Annotated in this window: 14 protein-coding genes and 1 pseudogene; 5 read left to right on the plus strand and 10 right to left on the minus strand. The window is 69.5% G+C overall.

The window, feature by feature from the left end; all coding sequences use genetic code 11:
* Positions 1-230: 230 nt before the first annotated feature.
* The 6 genes and pseudogenes from ACT89H_RS11975 to mftA form a co-directional block, all read right to left on the minus strand.
* Positions 231-3,038, minus strand: coding sequence for an AMP-binding protein (locus ACT89H_RS11975; RefSeq protein ID WP_445108630.1), 2,808 nt, complete (start codon positions 3,036-3,038; stop codon positions 231-233).
* A 612-nt stretch (positions 3,039-3,650) separates the two neighbouring features.
* Positions 3,651-5,102, minus strand: coding sequence for a mycofactocin dehydrogenase MftG (gene mftG, locus ACT89H_RS11980; RefSeq protein ID WP_445108631.1), 1,452 nt, complete (start codon positions 5,100-5,102; stop codon positions 3,651-3,653).
* Positions 5,103-5,208: 106 nt separating this feature from the next.
* Positions 5,209-6,609, minus strand: a complete 1,401-nt coding sequence (gene mftF, locus ACT89H_RS11985) for a mycofactocin biosynthesis glycosyltransferase MftF (protein ID WP_445108632.1) — start codon at positions 6,607-6,609, stop codon at positions 5,209-5,211.
* A gap of 230 nt (positions 6,610-6,839) precedes the next feature.
* The gene (gene mftC / locus ACT89H_RS11990; protein ID WP_445108900.1) at positions 6,840-8,147 is read right to left on the minus strand and encodes a mycofactocin radical SAM maturase; all 1,308 of its coding nucleotides are present in this window, start codon (positions 8,145-8,147) and stop codon (positions 6,840-6,842) included.
* 51 nt (positions 8,148-8,198) lie between these two features.
* Positions 8,199-8,393 (minus strand): annotated as a pseudogene (mftB, locus tag ACT89H_RS11995) (mycofactocin biosynthesis chaperone MftB); the annotation flags it as partial.
* Positions 8,394-8,409: 16 nt separating this feature from the next.
* Positions 8,410-8,505, minus strand: coding sequence for a mycofactocin precursor MftA (gene mftA, locus ACT89H_RS12000; RefSeq protein ID WP_157111451.1), 96 nt, complete (start codon positions 8,503-8,505; stop codon positions 8,410-8,412).
* A 397-nt stretch (positions 8,506-8,902) separates the two neighbouring features.
* Here mftA and mftR2 point away from each other — a divergent pair, with 397 nt between their 5' ends.
* Together mftR2 and ACT89H_RS12010 are read left to right on the plus strand one after the other, a co-directional pair.
* On the plus strand, positions 8,903-9,541 hold the full coding sequence (mftR2, locus tag ACT89H_RS12005) for a mycofactocin system transcriptional regulator MftR2 (RefSeq protein WP_445108633.1): 639 nt from the start codon (positions 8,903-8,905) through the stop codon (positions 9,539-9,541).
* A 61-nt stretch (positions 9,542-9,602) separates the two neighbouring features.
* A complete protein-coding gene (locus ACT89H_RS12010) occupies positions 9,603-10,658 on the plus strand; it encodes a 2Fe-2S iron-sulfur cluster-binding protein (RefSeq protein ID WP_445108634.1) in 1,056 nt (351 codons plus the stop codon).
* A gap of 70 nt (positions 10,659-10,728) precedes the next feature.
* On the opposite strand, the gene ACT89H_RS12015 is transcribed toward ACT89H_RS12010, so the two are convergent.
* From ACT89H_RS12015 to ACT89H_RS12025, 3 genes are all read right to left on the minus strand, one after another.
* A complete protein-coding gene (locus ACT89H_RS12015; RefSeq protein ID WP_445108635.1) occupies positions 10,729-11,466 on the minus strand; it encodes a DNA alkylation repair protein in 738 nt (245 codons plus the stop codon).
* Between the two features lie 195 nt (positions 11,467-11,661).
* Positions 11,662-12,423 (minus strand): glutamate racemase, encoded by a 762-nt coding sequence (locus tag ACT89H_RS12020; protein ID WP_445108636.1) that lies wholly within the window; start codon positions 12,421-12,423, stop codon positions 11,662-11,664.
* Positions 12,424-12,652: 229 nt separating this feature from the next.
* Positions 12,653-13,849, minus strand: coding sequence for an NAD(P)/FAD-dependent oxidoreductase (locus tag ACT89H_RS12025; RefSeq protein ID WP_445108637.1), 1,197 nt, complete (start codon positions 13,847-13,849; stop codon positions 12,653-12,655).
* Between the two features lie 219 nt (positions 13,850-14,068).
* Here ACT89H_RS12025 and ACT89H_RS12030 point away from each other — a divergent pair, with 219 nt between their 5' ends.
* The 3 genes from ACT89H_RS12030 (at position 14,069) to ACT89H_RS12040 (ending at position 16,094) form a co-directional block, all read left to right on the plus strand.
* A complete protein-coding gene (locus tag ACT89H_RS12030) occupies positions 14,069-14,425 on the plus strand; it encodes an SPW repeat domain-containing protein (protein WP_445108638.1) in 357 nt (118 codons plus the stop codon).
* Positions 14,425-15,054 carry a TetR/AcrR family transcriptional regulator gene (locus tag ACT89H_RS12035; protein ID WP_445108639.1) on the plus strand — a complete coding sequence of 210 codons (630 nt, stop codon included), beginning with the start codon at positions 14,425-14,427 and terminating at the stop codon, positions 15,052-15,054. Before ACT89H_RS12030 ends, ACT89H_RS12035 begins: the two co-directional genes overlap by 1 nt.
* An 89-nt stretch (positions 15,055-15,143) precedes the next feature.
* Positions 15,144-16,094: a hypothetical protein gene (locus tag ACT89H_RS12040; protein WP_445108640.1), complete on the plus strand. Its 951-nt coding sequence runs from the start codon at positions 15,144-15,146 to the stop codon at positions 16,092-16,094.
* 80 nt (positions 16,095-16,174) lie between these two features.
* Here ACT89H_RS12040 and ACT89H_RS12045 read toward each other — a convergent pair whose 3' ends face one another.
* Positions 16,175-17,020, minus strand: coding sequence for an alpha/beta fold hydrolase (locus ACT89H_RS12045; RefSeq protein WP_445108641.1), 846 nt, complete (start codon positions 17,018-17,020; stop codon positions 16,175-16,177).
* Positions 17,021-17,084 lie beyond the last annotated feature (64 nt).

Genomic DNA, 17,084 nt, shown 5'->3' on the forward strand with positions numbered 1-17,084 from the left:
GGTGCGGTTCCACAGTGCGCGTTGCGATTCGGTAGACAACAGGCCCGAATGCGGTAATCGCGCCAGACAGTTCGACTCGACGCTCGGCGGCCTGCGCACCAAAGCCGTCGCGGAATGGCGGCAGCACGCGCACGCGGTGATCGATGCGGCGCGCGCCGATGTCTGAGCCAGAACACCAGGCGGGACGCGCCGGGCAGGGATGTGGACCGGCGCGCCGCGCATTCAGGTGGTCAGTTCGCCTCGGTGGACATGGCCTCGATGACCGAGGTGGGACGCATGTCCACCCAGTGCGTCTCGACGTACTCCAGGCAGGACTTGCGGTTGGCGGCGCCGTAGGCGATGGACCAGCCGCCGGGGACCGCGGCGAAAACCGGCCACAGGGAGTGTTCACCCTCTTGGTTGATCAAGACGTAGAACTTGGCGCTGTCGTCGTCGAACGGGTTGGTCATTTCGGATTTCCTTCGTGGTCGGGTCAGGGTCGGGATCTCGGGGCGGTCGGTGTCGGGCACTGCCGCGGTGCGGACGTGGCCGCGCGGATCGCGCGCACGTAGCGGCTCGCCGAATCGTCGATGGAGTCCCGCATCCGAGCGTCCAGCAGGCTGGTGTCGGCCACCGGCCTGCCGATCGGCACGGACACCGGGTCCTGATCGGTCACCTCGGGATAGGTGATGTCGACGGCGGCCTCGGCGAGGCCGTACAGGTTGTGCACCCCGCGCTCCGATCACCTCTCGCGCCCGCTGCGCGGCAACCGCGGGCAATGCCTCGCCCGATGCGAAGACGTTGCGCAGCGTAATGCACTTTTCTGTGCTCGGCTCCGCCAGGAAAACCCTCGGCACGGCGGGTGGGAAGTGCGCCGTCGTGACGCGCTGCCCGACGATCGGCCGGGCCGGATAGGCCGGGACGCGCTGCCCATCCGGACGTGCGACCACCAAGCGCGCGCCGAAAGCCAAGGGCCGGAAAAACTCCCGGACACGCACCTCGACAGTGGCCGGGGTCTGCCGCGGAACCACGTCGTCCGCGGCGAGTGGATAGGCCGACCGCATCCATGTGAGACGGTTCACGATCGCCGCGTGCGTGACGGCCGCGCCCTTCGGGCTGCCGGCCGGCCTCGAGGCGAAGATCACATAGGTGGTGTGGCCACGGGCGAGGTATCGGGGCTCGCGATGCCGGTCGTGATCGGCGGCCACGATCCGCGCGCCACTGCTGGGTGGCGCGAACAGCTTCCACACCGACACGTCGAAGGTGGCCGGTGTCTTGCCCAGCACGACGTCGTTCCCGTCGATCCCGAGATCGGCGGTGATCACCCGTAGGAAGCCGATCAGCCTGCCCGCACGACCCGCGATGGCGGCTTCGTCGAACAGATCCGCTTCGTCGAACAGATCCGCTTCGTCGAACAGATATGTCGCGTAGCGGAATTTCGCCGGAACCGCCGGTGCCGGACCTTCCCCGAGTCCGGCACCGGCGGCGCTCTCGGTGACCGTGAGCTGGAGATCCAGCGTGGTCACTCCGGTATCCAGGGTACTGGTGGCGACCGACAGTTCGGGCAGTTCGACGGTGATTGCCTCGGCATTGTCGACGGCCAGCAGCACTCGCGACAGCGGGCGGCGCGCCTGCGAGCGCGGCGGATCCAGCGCCGCGACCGCCCGCTCGAACCGGTTGAGAAACCAGCGGCGCTGCCGCGCCGGAGCAAGCGGAACCAGCGGCGGCCGTGGCCGTGCCCGCAGCTGCGCGACCAAGGACGCGCCGCCGGATCCACCGGCCCGCTCGACCGGTCCGGCGAGTTCGGCCACCGTGCAGGCGGCGAACCCGTCGCGGACTCCGAGCGGGCAGTTCAGGTCGGCGGACAACCGGGCGGCGACCTGCGTGGCCACCAGATTGTTTCCGCCGAGTGCGAAGAAGTCGTCGTTGCGACCGACCAGCTTGTTACCGAGCGCTTCGGCGACCACCCGCTCGACCGGGGTGGCGGGCGCGGTGTGGCACTCCAGCTCGCCGTGCGTGGTCCACCGCAGCAGGTCACCGGTGCGATAGGTCCGGTCTTCCACCGCCCATGCGGGGCCGCCCACGAACCGCGCCGTGGTCAACTCCGGTCGCGCTATGTCGCCCCGGGCGAGCTGTACCCCCGACAGATACAGCTCACCCGGCGCCCCGACCGGCACCGGCCGAAGCCGCGAGTCGAAAACATCGACCCTGGTGTCGAACACCAGCGCGCCGATCGGCACGGAGAGGGTATCCGTGTCGACGACTTCGTGAAAGGTGGCGTCGACCGCTGTGTCCGTCGAACCGGACAGATCGTGCACGCGAACGCCGGTCAGGGCGCACAGCCGCCGGGCGAGCGTGGCGGGCAGCGCCTCCCCGCAGGCGAACACCGTGCGACGCGGCGCGCGGAACAGGATGCGCTGATCGGCACGGAACGCCGCTGGCGTCGGTGGCACGAAATGACCTGCGGTGAACCCATATTCGTCGATGATCTGGCTCAGCTGGGCGGAGTCGTGGCGCCCGTCCGGCTGGGTGAACGCCCACCTCGCGCCGATCGGAGACGGCCAGAAGGGTTTCCGTGCCGAAACGTCGAGCGTGGCCGGAGTCGACTGCAACACAACCTCTTCCGCCGACATGCGAAAGGTCTGCCACATCCACGCCGACCGGTCGACGATCGCGCAATAGGCGATGGCCACACCCTTGGGCAGACCGGTCGATCCGGAGGTGAAGATCACATGCGCCGAGTGCTCGAGGCGCAGCGCCGCGACTCGCTCGACGCACTGGTGCCCGATGCCGCCGGATTTCCCGAGCCGCACCGGCACCGGTGCGCACTCGCCGGCCGCTTCCGCCGAGATCTCTAGCGGCACAACAATATCCAGCTCACATCGCACGTCCGCGTACCGCACGACACCGATCGGCACGTCCGGGTCGAGCAGCTGCGCGTACCAGACGCCGAGCCGCGCGGGCGGCAAGTCGAACTGCTCGGGTCCGCCCGGAGACGGCTCCGACTCGGCGGAACGCGGCGGCGACGCACTGGCCCCACCCCACTCCGCATCGTGCACCAGAGCCTCCTACTCGGCGGAACAACGGCCGTCCGAACGCTTTCGAGCAGCGCGAACCAACCGCTACACCCGGCTGCCCAGCCCGGGCGGACGGCGTCGGCCACACCTGCGATTCGATGAGAGCGCGAGCGATGCGCCGAGCACACTCGCGTGAAAGCCGCCAATCCTCCAACGTCGTCGCCGTGGAGCAGCTACCACGGCTATCTCAGCCACATCACACGGTCGTGATCCGTGCATTTCGCACAGTAGGCGCTTCGTTAATAAAAAGGAACTATTAGCACTAAAAAATTCCGCGAGCTGGTGCAACGCGGCCACCAGGGCCGCAAGCCCAGCGCGAGGCGCAGTGCGCGATCACGCCGACCGCGGCGACGCCGGATGACTGGGCAGACCGACGCGGTCCACCGGCGCGGCATCGCCCGAAGCCGGCGGCGCGGTGCGCGATCGGACCCGCAGCCCGTCGCGAACGATGCCCGGCGTGAACGATGCCCGTCGCGAACGATGCCCGTCGCGAACGATGCCCGTCGTGAACGATGCCCGTCGCGAACGATGCCCGTCGCGAACGATGCCCGGCGCGGTCGAGCACGGCAGCACCGGCCCGGCACAGAGCCGTGATCACGCGCCCCACTGTGCCGCCGCCTTTTCCGCGATCATCATGGTCGTGGCCTGCGGTCCACGGCCCAGCGGCACCGGCACGACCGACAGATCCACCACCGACAGCCCGGTTACTCCGTACACCCGGCACCGCTCGTCCACCACGGCCGCCGCGTCGTTTTCCCGGCCCATTCGGCAGGTGCCGGACAAATGTTGCGAAGTGGCGAGATTCGCGCGTAACCAGGCGTCGAGATCCGCGGGACGCGGAATCGGATCCACCGGCCGCGCGTTCATTTGCCGCAGCAGCCCGCCCGCGGTCGCCACCGCGTCACGCAGCCGGGCGCGATCCGGTTCGGCGGTCAGATAGTGGTAGTCGATGAGTGGCGCGGCGCCGGGGTCGGCCGACCGCAAGCGCAACGTTCCGGAGGACTGCGGGCGCATCAAGGTGACGCCGAGCCTGCGCACCCCGGGAGTGAAGGACACGGCGTACGGCCGGATTTCGACATCGTCGACCTCGAGCACCGTTTCCAGCGGGACGGTCGGCCGTTCGGCCAGGTGCAGCAGGTAGGAGATGCCCACTTCCGGATGGTCGCCGACCCGCGCGCCGACCGGTGCGGCGTGCACGACCGGGATGCCGAGTGGGCGCAGCTGTGCCGGGTCGCCGACGCCCGAGCGCAGCAGCAGCGCGGCCGACTCGATCGCACCCGCGCACAGCACGATGCGGTCGGCCCACTCGATGCCGCTCTCGCCGTCGCGCACGTACTCCACGCCGACCGCCCGGCTTCCGTCGAAACGGATCCGCGTGACCGACGTGTCCCCGGCGACGGTGAGGTTCGGGCGGTCCAGCGCGGGCAGCAGATAGCCGATCGACGGGCCGATCCGTCGGCCCCGGTCGCAATTGCACGGCACTGCCCCCACACCCTCGCCGCTGTCGGGAGCATTGAGATCGGGCACCTCGACGAACCCGGACGCCAGGCAGGCCTCCGTGAACACCGCGCTCACCGGCGAAGGATCCGGATTGCGCACGACGGGAATCGGGCCGCGGTCGCCGTGCCAGGGTTGTGCGCCGAAATCCAGGTCGCGCTCGACCCGGCAGTACAACGGAAGCACGGAGTCGAACGACCAAGCGTCCGATCCCCCGAGCACCCGGCTCCAGGCGTCGAAATCCGCCACCGTGGCCCGGACGAAGTAGCCGCCGTTGAGCGTCCCCGAACCGCCGATGACCTTGCCGCGCACGATGGTTGCCGGCACCGGCGGGTCATCGGCGAGGACCACCTCGTAACGCCACAGCCACGACGCCTCCGGACCGATCGGCAGCGCCGCGGCGTCCAGCAATTCGGCGGGCATCGCGTCGCGGCTGGTCCACACCCGGCCCGCCTCGAGCAGCCGCACCGCGTGCGCCGGATCGACACTCAACCGCTCCGCCAGGACACACCCGGCGGTACCACCCCCCACGATGAGCGTGTCGGCCATTCGGACTCCCGTTCAGTAGCTCGGCGCGGTCCACGTCGCCGGAGGGCGGCGCGGCGAGGGTGCGGGCACCATCCAAATCCAGGTCATCGCGGGTGATTCGGGTCGGTCAGCGGGACGGTGTGGTGGGTTTCAGCGCTTCCACGCTGCGCGCGCGGAACGCGCCGAGCCAGAGGCCGGTGCCGTAGGCGATGTCGTCGAGGCGCTTGTAGACCGTGTAGCGCACGGGATCCAATCCGCCCGCGTCACGGTGGGTGAACCAGTCGGCCAGACCGTCGGCGACGGCCATCGTGATCGCGATCCGCCGCACGCGCCGGGAGAAGACCATCGCCAGCAGCGTGATCGGCCAGTAGTGCCTGCACATCCCCGAGGCCAGCCGCCACAGTCCGGCGAAGAAGCCGCGCGCCAAGTAGATCGCAGCGATCCGAGTCGGGTTGTCCAGCCCGGCGAAGACACGGCGCAACCGGGCCAGCGCGGTGATCAGGGTGACGATGCCGCCGAACAGTCCCCACTTGGTGAGTGTGGCGAACAGGAACGCGGCCAGCAGCGTCCAGGACGGCACCGACAGCGGTGACACCGTTCCCGCGTGCCGCTCGCCCAGCGGTGCCGCGCCGGTGCCGTAGAAGAGCTTTCGGCCGAACCAGGCGCGGAAGCACACCCGGTGGTCGTGCGCCACGTGGGCCGCAGGCTCGTAGCGCAGCCGCCAGCCGGCCCGTTCCAGCCGCCAGCACAGGTCGACGTCCTCGGCGACGTGCATCGTCTCGTCGAAGCCGCCTTGCTCCAGCAGCGCCCTGCGCCGCGCCAGCAGCGCCGCGCTCGGGACATATGACACCAGCCCGCGCGAGTGCACCGCCGCCTCGCGCCTGCCCAGGTCGAGCGAGGAGCGGGTGTGCTCGTAGCGCGCCAGCGCGTTGGACTCCGGGTCCAGCGCGACGATCCGCGGGGCGACCAGCGCCACCCCGGGGTCGCTGAAGTGGCCGAGCATCACCTCCAGCCACCCGCTACGCGGTACCACGTCGGAATCCAGGAACGCGACGAAGTCGGTTGTCGCCGCTCGTAAGCCGGCATTGCGCGCTGCCGCGGGCCCCTGCTTGCGGTCGTGCCGCAGCACGGTCACCCGGCAGCGGGTGCCGCGGTTGCGCGGGATTCGCACCGGCTGGTCGGACCCGTCGTCGACCACGATGACGTTGTGCCCGCGCAGCGCGGCCAGCAGCCGCGCCAGCCCCTCGGCGTTGTTGTGCAGCGGCACGATGACGGTGACGTCCTCCGGCGAGGGCAGCAGCCGCGGACGCGGGTTGGCGACTCCGGAGTCGAGCAGCCGTCTGGCTACGACAGCGGACTTCGGGTCGGTCACCTCGAGGTACCCGTCGCCGATCATCTCGGCGGCCTCCGGGGCAAGTCGCAGCAACCTGGCCGGCGAACCGCCGATCAGCACCCGCCCGCCGGAGTATGCGCGTACCCGAGGATCGATCCGCACCCCGAATCCATCGGGCAGGCGATCATGGCGCATTCCTGGCATGCTAGGCGGAGTTTCGCGGCCAGACATCAACAGTCCGGAAAAAATCGCAGAATTCCGGGCGAAACCGGCCCGCCACCGGAACCGGCTCGCGCCGCACCCGATGCCGAGCGTTCGCTCGCGCCCGTTTCCCAGCATCCCGCAACGTAATGGCTATCGGCCGGTCGGTGACCGGAGGAGCGCCGAACCGCACCATCAGCATACTTCTGGCAAACTAAATGGCTTCAGGTCAGCGGGTTCTCGTCGCAGGCCCGCGCGGGGCGGCGTTCGGGCGTGAATCCGGCCGGGCGCGTCGTGCTGAGCCTCAGCGGGACCGGCCCGCTGCCCTGCTCCGCGCGCGGCATGCCCCGGCGGGAATGGTCGACCGACGAACGCGGGATCAGCCGCGCCGTGTCGGCCAGTGCCGCCTCGCCGTAACCCTGCACGCACTCCGGATCAGGTCCGTCGGCGGGCAGTCCGGTGAAGAACTTCGCCGCCATGCAGCCGCCCCGGCAGGCGTCGTAATGGCCGCACGACGCACACGCGCCGCCGCCGCTGGGCGCACGCAGCTCCCCGAACAGCTCCGAGGACCGCCATACGGCCTCGAAACCGCCGTCGGCCACGACGTTTCCGGCGTGGAACCGGTCGTGAATGGCGAACGGGCAGGCATAGACGTCACCCACCGGATCGACCAGGCAGACCACCCGGCCCGCGCCGCACATGTTCAGGCCCGGCAGCGCCTGACCGAACGCCGACAAGTGGAAGAAGGAGTCGCCGGTGAGCACGCCCGCTCCGTTGCGAAGCAGCCAGTCGTAGAGGACGCGTTGCTGCTCGGGCGTCGGATGCAACTCGTCCCACACGTCCGCGCCCCGGCCCGACGGCCGCAACCTGGTCAAACGCAAGGTGGCCCCGTACCTTTCGGCGATGGCGCGGAACTGGTCGAGCTGTGCGATGTTGTGCCTGGTCGCCACCACCGACAGCTTCGCGTCCCGGAAACCCGCCGCGGCGAGGTTCTCCAGTGCGCGAATCGCCATGGCATAGGAGCCGGGGCCGCGCACCGCGTCGTTGACCTCGGCGTCGGCGCCGTCCAGCGACACCTGCACGTCGACGTAGTCACCGGCCGCCAGCCGGGCCGCGGCCTCGGGCGTGATCCGGACCCCGTTGGTGGAGAACTTCACGCCCACGTGGTGGGCGGTCGCGTAGTCGACCAGCTCCCAGAAGTCCGGGCGCACCGTGGGCTCGCCGCCGCCGATGTTCACGTAGAACACCTGCATGCGCTCGAACTCGTCGATCAGCGCCTTGCACTGCTCGGTGCTGAGCTCACGCGGGTCACGACGCCCCGAGGACGACAGGCAGTGCACACAGGACAGGTTGCAGGCGTAAGTGAGTTCCCAAGTCAGGCAGATCGGCGCGGCGAGACCGGACTCGAATCGGTCCACCAGGCGCACCGCCGCGTCCGACGGCGGGACCACCCCCGCCGTCGACGGCGGCACCGTTGCCGCGCTCGCGACGGAGGGCGCCGTCGGTGCGCCGGCCGGCGCACCGACGATCATGTCGGATTCGGCGAGCTGTGTCAGCGCTTTGGCGTAAGTCGCCGTGTTCGCCTCCGGCACGCCCGCCGCGCGCAGGGCGGTGCGGGCCGACGCGTGCTCCGGCAGCGACCGGACGATCTCGACGATCCGCGGACTCTTCAGGAAGGAGAGCTTGCGGGTGCCGAAGTGGTAGAGCAGCGCGCCGAACGGTTCCGGACGCAAGGCCACTCGCGGATGCAGCTGCCAGCGAGTATCGAGATCGAGCATCGTTCTCGACCGCCCCTCAGTAGACGCCGCACATGCCGTCGATGGACACCTCTTCGATGAGGCTCTCCTCCACCAGCGGCGCCTCTTCGGCCGACCGCGCGGCGGCCTCCATCCGTCCGGTGTTGTCGGTGTCTGCGTGTCCGGTGGACCCGTATTCCGGCATGGCTACCTCCGCGAGGACGATCTGTGTGCGAACTGCCCGGCGCAGTCCGTGCTCACACAATAACGTCATACACTGACAAAATAAGAGGTTTCGCTTTCGATCCAGTGATCCAGCAGGTTCCGGCCACCGCGCGCCTCGAGCGGAGGCCGTTGGGCCGCGAGCCGAGTGGAACAGGCGGCGACGCGACCGATGCCCGGCGCTCTAGACTGCGGGGTGGCAAGCAGCTGAACAGAATGTGACGGGCAACACGCTCGCAGTGGTAGAGGTGGCATGGAAGTCGGACGAATGCAGGCGAACGGGGGCGGCAGCACACCGCGGTGCGCGCATCAGGCCCGGAGGCGGAAGCTTGCGTAACCACGGAGGGCCCGCGAGCACCACGAGCCGAACACTGTCGGAGTCCGAGATCGTCGAGGCCGCGCTGCGGGTGGTACGCGAGGACGGCGTGGAGAAACTGTCGATGCGGCGACTGTCGCGCGAACTCGGGGTCTCTCCGATGGCGCCCTATTACTACGTCGCCGACAAGCGCGAGCTGCTCGACCTCGTCGCGAGCGCGGCGCTCACCGGAGTACGCACGCCACCAGCGGAATCCGGCCCCTGGCAGCAACGGCTGCGCGATCTCGTCGACCAGATCGACGACAAGTTGCGCAAGCATCGCGGCCTCGGCGACATCCTGATCGAGCAGATGCTGGGCAAACAGCTGGACCTGATCACCGCGATCATGGACATCCTCGATTCGGCGGGATTCGGCGATCGCGACATCCTCGCCGCCTACGCGACCATCCACACCTATTTGTTCGGCCGCGGCCGGGTGAACCCGCGCGACCGTTCCGCACCGGCCGACGTCACGCTGCCACCGGTCGTCGAGCGGGCTACCCGGCACCTCGGCGACCTGCGCGGACGCTACTCCTACGATTTCGGCATGGATGTGCTGATCGCCGGCCTGGAGGCCCAGCTTGTCCGCCAGGCGACGACCGACGTACGATGAAACTGAAACACGTTCTAGTTTTGGCGTCGCGGAATGCCCGGGCCAGGTTCGAGAGGACGACATGACCACTGTCGAGGTTCCCCACGGCTCGCGCTCGGTCGTGCTGCGAGTGTCCGCGGTCATCGCCGAGACGGCCGACACCCGCTCGCTGGTCTTCGACGTTCCCGACGAACTGGCCGAGCAGTTCCGTTACCGACCGGGACAATTCCTCACCCTGCGCATCCCCAGCGACCTGACCGGCTCGGTCGCGCGCTGCTACTCGCTGGCCAGCTCGCCCTACACCGACGACAGCCCGAAGGTGACCGTCAAGCGGACCGAGGGCGGCTACGGGTCGAACTGGATATGCGACAACGTGAAAGCGGGCGACCGGATCGAGGTGCTGCCGCCCTCGGGTGTCTTCACCCCGACGGATCTCGATGACGACCTGCTGCTGTTCGGCGCGGGCAGTGGCATCACGCCGGTCATGTCCATCCTCGAGTCGGCACTGGCCCGCGGGTCCGGCCGCATCGTGCTGGTCTACGCCAACCGCGACCACGAGTCCGTGATCTTCGCCGGTGAGCTGCGCGATCTGGCAGACAAGCACCCACAGCGGCTCACCGTGATCCACTGGCTGGAGTGCCTCCAAGGCTTGCCGACGGCCGACGCGCTGGCCACCCTCGTCGCCCCGTATCGCGGCTACGACGCGTTCATGTGCGGCCCGAAGCCGTTCATGGACCGGGTGCACGACGCACTCGCGCAACTGGGTGTGCCGCGCACGCGCACGCACGCCGAGGTCTTCAACTCGTTGGCCGGCGACCCGTTCGCCGATCAGGCGCCGGTCGAGCTCTCCGACGAGGAGGCGGCCGACGCGGCGACCGTGGAGGTCGAACTCGACGGCGACGTGCACGAACTGACGTGGCCGCGCAAGCAGACGCTGGTGGACATCATGCTGGCCGAGGGACTCGACGTGCCCTATTCCTGCCAGGAAGGTGAGTGCGGCTCGTGCGCGTGCACGGTGCTGGAGGGCAAGGTCGCCATGGACAACGCCGAGATTCTCGACCCGGAGGATATCGAGAACGGCTACATCCTCGGCTGCCAGGCGCATCCGATAACCGATCGCCTGAAGATCCAGTTCTGAGCGGGACAGTATTTCGGACGCCATTTCGCGTTCGGCTGAGATAGTGGCATTTGCCGAGCGATCGCGGTGTCTATCGGGCGCGGTATTCGGCCCGGAGCTCGGGCGGTAGCTGCTCGCTCGCGTAACTCAACGCGGTGCGCCCCATGGCCGGGGCGTGCCGGTCGAGGAACCCGGTCAGCAGGCCGCGGTCGACGCGCTTGCCGACTTCGCGCAGCATCCAGCCCAGCGCCTTCTGGATCAGATCGCGGCGGTCGTCGAGCAGCAGTTCCGCCAAAGCGAAGGTGGTCGAGGCGTCACCCGTCTTGATGAACGCGAACGTCGACAGCAACGCCACCCGCCGCTCCCACAGCGACTCGGTACCCGCCAGCTCGAACAGCGGATCGCGCGGTTTGTCCAGCAACCACGGACCGACGATGTGCTCTGCCGACACGTCCACCAGATCCCAGTTGTTCACCCGTCCGCGGCGCACGGCCGCCAGATACAACTGCACCATGGCGGCGCGGGCGGCGTCGTCGACAGAGCGCGGCCGGGACGCCTTGGCGAAGTGCGCGTTCAGGATCACCAGCGCCGCGAAACGGTCCTCGTGCACGTCGCTGTCGAGCAGTTGGTCGATCTCGTCGAGCGGGAGCGCCGCGAAACGCTTGGCGACCTGGCGGCAGGCGGGTACTCGGACGCCGAGAAACACGTCACCCTCGCCGTATTCACCGGGTCCGGTCTTGAAGAACCGCTGCAAGTGGGCCGCGCCGGCCGGATCGGCCAGTTCCCGCAGCGCCGCGCGCACGTCGTCCGCGGTCACCGAGTCGGTCATCGAGCCGTGCTCCTGTTCCGAATTGCCGGTGCGACAGGTAGATCAGAACTTCTGGGCCTTCGACCAGTGCTCGACGCCGCACCGAGCCGGCGATCACACCCGGGAAGCGGCTGATGCGCGCACGACGCGCGACTCGTGCACGCTTCGATACCGAGCCCACCGTGTTCGGTGCGCCGGACGATGCCGAGCAGCGGTTCACCCTTGCGCGCCCAGCACCCGGCCGGACTCGAACGCCGCCGCGCTGGGGGGCAGGGCACCGGGGCGACCGCTGTTCAGCACCCGGATCGCTCCGGTGCCCGTGGTCGGGCGCCCCAGCGCATCGATGCGCCGGATGGTCTGCGCGGCAACGGCTTGCGCACTGTCGAACAGGCGGACCCCGTTGGGCAGCGCGGCCACGATGGCATCGGTCACCAGCGGGTAGTGCGTGCAGCCGAGCACCACGCCCTCCACGCTCGGCGGCGTCCGCTCCGCCGCGTCGGCGATCGCCTCGTGGGCGGCCGCGAGATCGCCCCGGTCGATCGCGTCCGCCAATCCGTGACACGCCACCCCGACCACATCGGCGTCGCCGCCGAATTTCGCGATCAGATCGGCCTGATACCGGCTCGCCGTGGTCGCCGCGGTCGCCCAGACCGCCACCGACCGGCACACGGCCGCCGCGGGCTTGATCGCGGGCACCGTGCCGATCACCGGAACGTCGGGCCCGACATCCGCGCGCACGTGCTCCAGCGCCGTGACGCTCGCGGTGTTGCAGGGAAGGACGATCACCTCCGCGCCCGAACGCAGCGAGGTCCGCGCGGCGTTCACCACCCGCTCGACCACCCAGTCCTCCGGCTTCGGCCCCCACGGCGCGCCATCCGGGTCCAGTTGCAGCAGCAGATCCACGTCGGGCCGCAACTTACGCAACCAGGCGGCGGTGGGCAGCAACCCCAATCCCGAGTCGATGAGCGCGACGATCACCGCACCACCGTATTACAGCCCCATGACACCGCCGCACACCGTGCGGGACCCGGCGCACGCTCCGCAACTGCCGCGTACATACCCGTCCACCGCCTCGGGCGGGGCAAACTCCCAGAGCCGAACGTGATGGTGGCCCCTGTGTCGGATCACCGCCGGTCCTGTCGTGATGCGCTGTTCGTGGCCCTGGAATTTCGAGCTGGAGAACCGGATGTCGCCGGAGCGGCTGGGTTCAGCTGGGCGCGAGCAACTCGATCACTGGAGCGCCGGCGGCGATTTTGGCGCGGGACCTCATCACCTGGGCTGTCATGCCCGCGCCGACGACGCCGGTGAGGTTGCCGCCCCGGGAGTAGTAGGCGAGGAATTTACGGCCGTCGTCGGCGGCGATGTGCACTTCGTCGGTCGCGCCGGGTGTGCCGAGAGCCTGGATCTTGACGTCGTACTGGTCGCTCCAGAAGTACGGGACGCGCGCCGCGGTGGGTGATTCGGCGCCCAGCAGCGCGCAGGCGACCAACTTGGCCTGTTCACCCGCGTTGGTCCAGTGTTCGACGCGCTTGCGCGATCCTGTCTCGTGCAACCAAGCCGCCACGTCGCCAACCGCCCACACGCCCTCGGCGGACGTCCGGCCCACCTCGTCGGCGAGCACACCGCCACCGGCCGACGGCTCGGCCAGCGCGATCCCGGAATCGCTCAGCCATTCGGTCACCGGCCGCGAACCCACCCCGATCACGACGAGGTCGGCGACGATCTCGGTACCGTCGGACAGCCGCGCGCCGCGCACCCGGCCGGTCTCGTCGCCGAGCAGGGTGTCCACACCGATGCGGCAGCGCAGATCCACCCCTTCCGCGCGGTGCATCCGCGCGACCAGTTCGCCCACTGCTTCGCCGAGCACCGAGGCCAGCGGCGTCGCCTGCGGTTCGACCAGCACGACCGCCACTCCCGCCGCCCGGAAACTCGCGGCGAGTTCGCAGCCGATGAAGCCCGCGCCCACGACGAGCGCCGTGGCCGCACCGCTCAGATCGGCGCGCAGGGCCACGGCGTCGGAATGTCCGCGCAGCACGTGCACGCCGCGCAACTCGGGGAGGCCGGGCAGCCGGCGCGGACGCAGACCGGTCGCGATGATCAGCTGGTCGTAGTCCAGCGTGGTGCCGTCGACGAGGCGGACGCGGCGCGCCCCGGTGTCGACCCCGACGGCTTCGGTGCTCAGGCGCAGGTCGATCTGCTTCTCGGTGTAGAACTCGCTCGGCCGCAGTGTGGTGTCGTCGGTTTCGCCGCGCACGAACTGCTTGGACAGCGGCGGCCGGTCGTAGGGCAACCGCGACTCGTCGCCGATGAGCACGAGCTCACCGGCATAGCCCGCGCGGCGCAATTCCTCCGCGCTGCGCAGGCCGGCGAGTCCGGCTCCGACGATCACGATCGGCGCGGTCATGCGGCCATCCCTTCGGTGGAGTCCGGCCGCCGATTCCACCGAACCGGCGGTGCGACGACGCTCACCCTAACCTCTGCTCGGTTCCGTCCGCCGCTGTGCGGCCCAGCATGCCGAGTGACCGGCCAACCGTCGCGCAACCGTGTCCGTTTCGATGTTGATCGGGCGGTCAATCAGGACTAAACCGAGGTCAGGACATACGCACAGCCTGAGGAGGTAGATATGTTCACAGAGAGCCGCGCACAGGATTTCCTGGCCGTCGTGCTCGGAGCCTTCGCCGCACTGTCCCCCCTGTGGGTGGACCATAACAACAACGCCATGTGGTCGCTGATCGTGCTCGGCGTGCTCATCGCCCTGACCGGTCTGGCACAGATGGCCCGCCCCGGCATGGCGGCGGCGGACTACGTGATGGGCTTGTGCGGCGTACTGCTGTTCGTCTCGCCGTGGGTCATGGACTTCACCGCGTACCGCAGCGCATCCTGGACCGCATGGGTAGTCGGGGTGGTGACGGCGGTGGTCGCGGTGGCGGCGCTGCCGACGGTGTCGGAGCGTCTGCACGACATGGCTCCGCATCACTGATGCAACGACCGGGAACCCGGCGCGCCGGGCGCCGCCGCAGCGCGAAAGCCGACGGCGACGCCCGGCAGTTGATCCTCGACGCCGCGGAGGACCTCTTCGCGGCGCAGGGATACGACGCCACCGCGACCGCGGCCATCGCCGCCGCGGCCCACGTCCCCAAAGGACTCGTCTTCTACTACTTCCCGACCAAGGATTCGATCCTGTCGGCCTTGATGTCCGAGCGGGTGCCGACGCAGCCGATCGACGACATCGGCACCGTGGTGGCGCCGGGAGATCCAGCGACGAGCCTGGTCAACCTGGACGCCGCGCTGAACCTGCGCGACCACCACTCGTCGGTACTGCGGGTGATCCTGTGGCGGGAGGCCGACACCCATCCCGACGTGCGGCGGCAACTGCGCCGCCTGCGCGATCAGATGCTGGAGGTGACCGCGAAGGTGCTCCAGGCGAGCGCCCCCGGCCCGGTCCGCCCGGGAACCCTGCGCGCGTGTGCCGCGGCCTGGGTTTCGGCGATGTTCGCGATCGCCAGCACCGACCGGCTGCACGCGCTCGACGGCGTGCCGCTGCCCACCGCCGACGAACTGCTGAACGTAGCCCAGGTGGTCGCGGCCGGCATGAGCCAGATGGGCTGACCCTCCGGAGTTGTCCACAGCCCGCGTGTTGTCCACAGTCGCCGCCGCGGCGGGTGGTCCTGAATCGCCGGTCGATCAGGATCGTCGGTATGGAAGCACCGCAATTGATCTCGCGTCAGCAGGCGCTGGCATCCGGTCTGTCCGACAAGACGCTGCACCGGCTGTGCCGAACCGGGAAATGGCAGCGGCTGCGCGCCGGGCACTATCTGAGTTCGCCCGGCTCCGGTCTCGGTGCCACCGGCAGGCATCTGCTGATGACGCTCGCCACCGCGGAGTCCACGTCCGACTCGGCCGTCACGAGCCACTGTTCGGCGGCGGTGCTGCACGGGATGACGACCTGGGGCATCCCGCTCGACCGCGTCCACCTGACCAGGAACCGGATCAACGGCGGCCGATCGAGCCGGCGGGTCGTGGTCCATTCGGCCCGGATGGAGCCCGACGAGATCACCTTGGTCGACGACATACGCGTGACCACCCCCGCGCGGACGGTTCTGGACATCGCCCGCTCGGAAGGATACGACCAGTCGGTCGCCCTGGGGGATTCCGCGCTGCGCCACGGCCTCACCACCAGGACGGAACTGCGGGAACACCTGTGCCGGGCGCGGCACCGGCCCGGATGCCGCCGAGCCGCCCTCGTCCTGGACTTCCTGGACGGTCGCAGCCCGAACGTCGGTGCCTCGCTCAGCCGGATTCTGCTGCACCGGGCGGGTCTTCCCGCCCCCGAAGTGCGGGCTCGCGTCTTCTCCGATGACGGGATCTGTGTCGCACGCGTCGATTTCCTGTTCCCCGATCTCGGTGTGATCGGCGAGTTCGACGACCATCGCCGCGCCGCACCATGCGGCCCACTACCCGTCGCTCGGACCGCCACGGCGGAGAAGCTTCGTGACGATCGGCTCCGCGCCCTCGGCTGGATGATCGTGCGCTGGACCTGGCCGGACCTGTCGGCTCCCGCCGGTGTGACCGATCGTCTCCACGCGGCTGTCCGCGCCGCCGCGAAAAACCACCGTTCCGGCTACTGGACGCCGAGTCCAGCACCATGACGCGGACGAGAGTGTCCGGCGAGCACGTCGTCCGATCATCCCGGGAACAGCGGCCGACCGGAAACCCGGACGCGGGAATCTCAGGCGGTCTGGTCGAGGAATTCGGTGACATCGACGGCGAAGCGGGAGCGTCTGATCGCGCTCACGTGGCCCGCGCCCGGGTAGATGAGGAGGTGGGAATCGGGGATGCCGTCAGCGGTGCGGCGGAAGGTGGCGAGGCTGTAGGCGGTGTCTCGTTCGCCCCCGATGACGAGCGTCGGCGCGCGGATCTCGCCGAGGCGCTGGGTGAGATCGAATTCGTCCTCGGCGCGGAGAAAGGCGTATGTATCGGCGGGATTTCGCGGGCGGCTCAACGGGTCCAGCAACCACATGGCTGCCGCCGCGAGACGAGCGGCGACGGGCGAGGCGACACTGCTCGACGCGAGATGGTGCAGGGCCCGGCGCCCGTGCCGGACCGCTTCGGCATAACGCATCTGGCCGTCCTTGGCGACCGGATCCAAGCGGCACCCGGACGACGCGACGACGAGGCGGCGTACTACCTCGGGATGGTCGGCGGCGAGTTGCAACGCCACCGACCCACCCGACGAGATGCCGAGCACGTCCACCGGCTCGCCGAACTCGCCGCGCAGCGCGTCCGCGTGCTCGGCGGCGATCTCGGCCATCGTGATGCCCGGGGCCATGCCGGGGGCGCGGCTCACGGCGTAGACGCGGAAGTTCCGTGCCAGCGGCCGCAGGACTTTCACCTCGGAGTCGAGCAGCCGACCGCGAGGATTCGCGTGGTCGGGGCTGAACCAGCGGAGGAAGACCAAGGGCCGCCCGGAGCCGATAGCGAAGTACGGCATGCCGTGCTCGAGCACGCCCTCGGTGAGCTCGGGCCGCACGGCCCGCCCGGTCTTGACCACAACGCCCTCCGCTCCGATGTCCACCGTCTTCCCGACGCTAGCGGAGCGTGCCGCGGGCCGCGATGACCTCCATGGTCATACCGCGGCG

This window comes from Nocardia aegles, assembly GCF_052545135.1.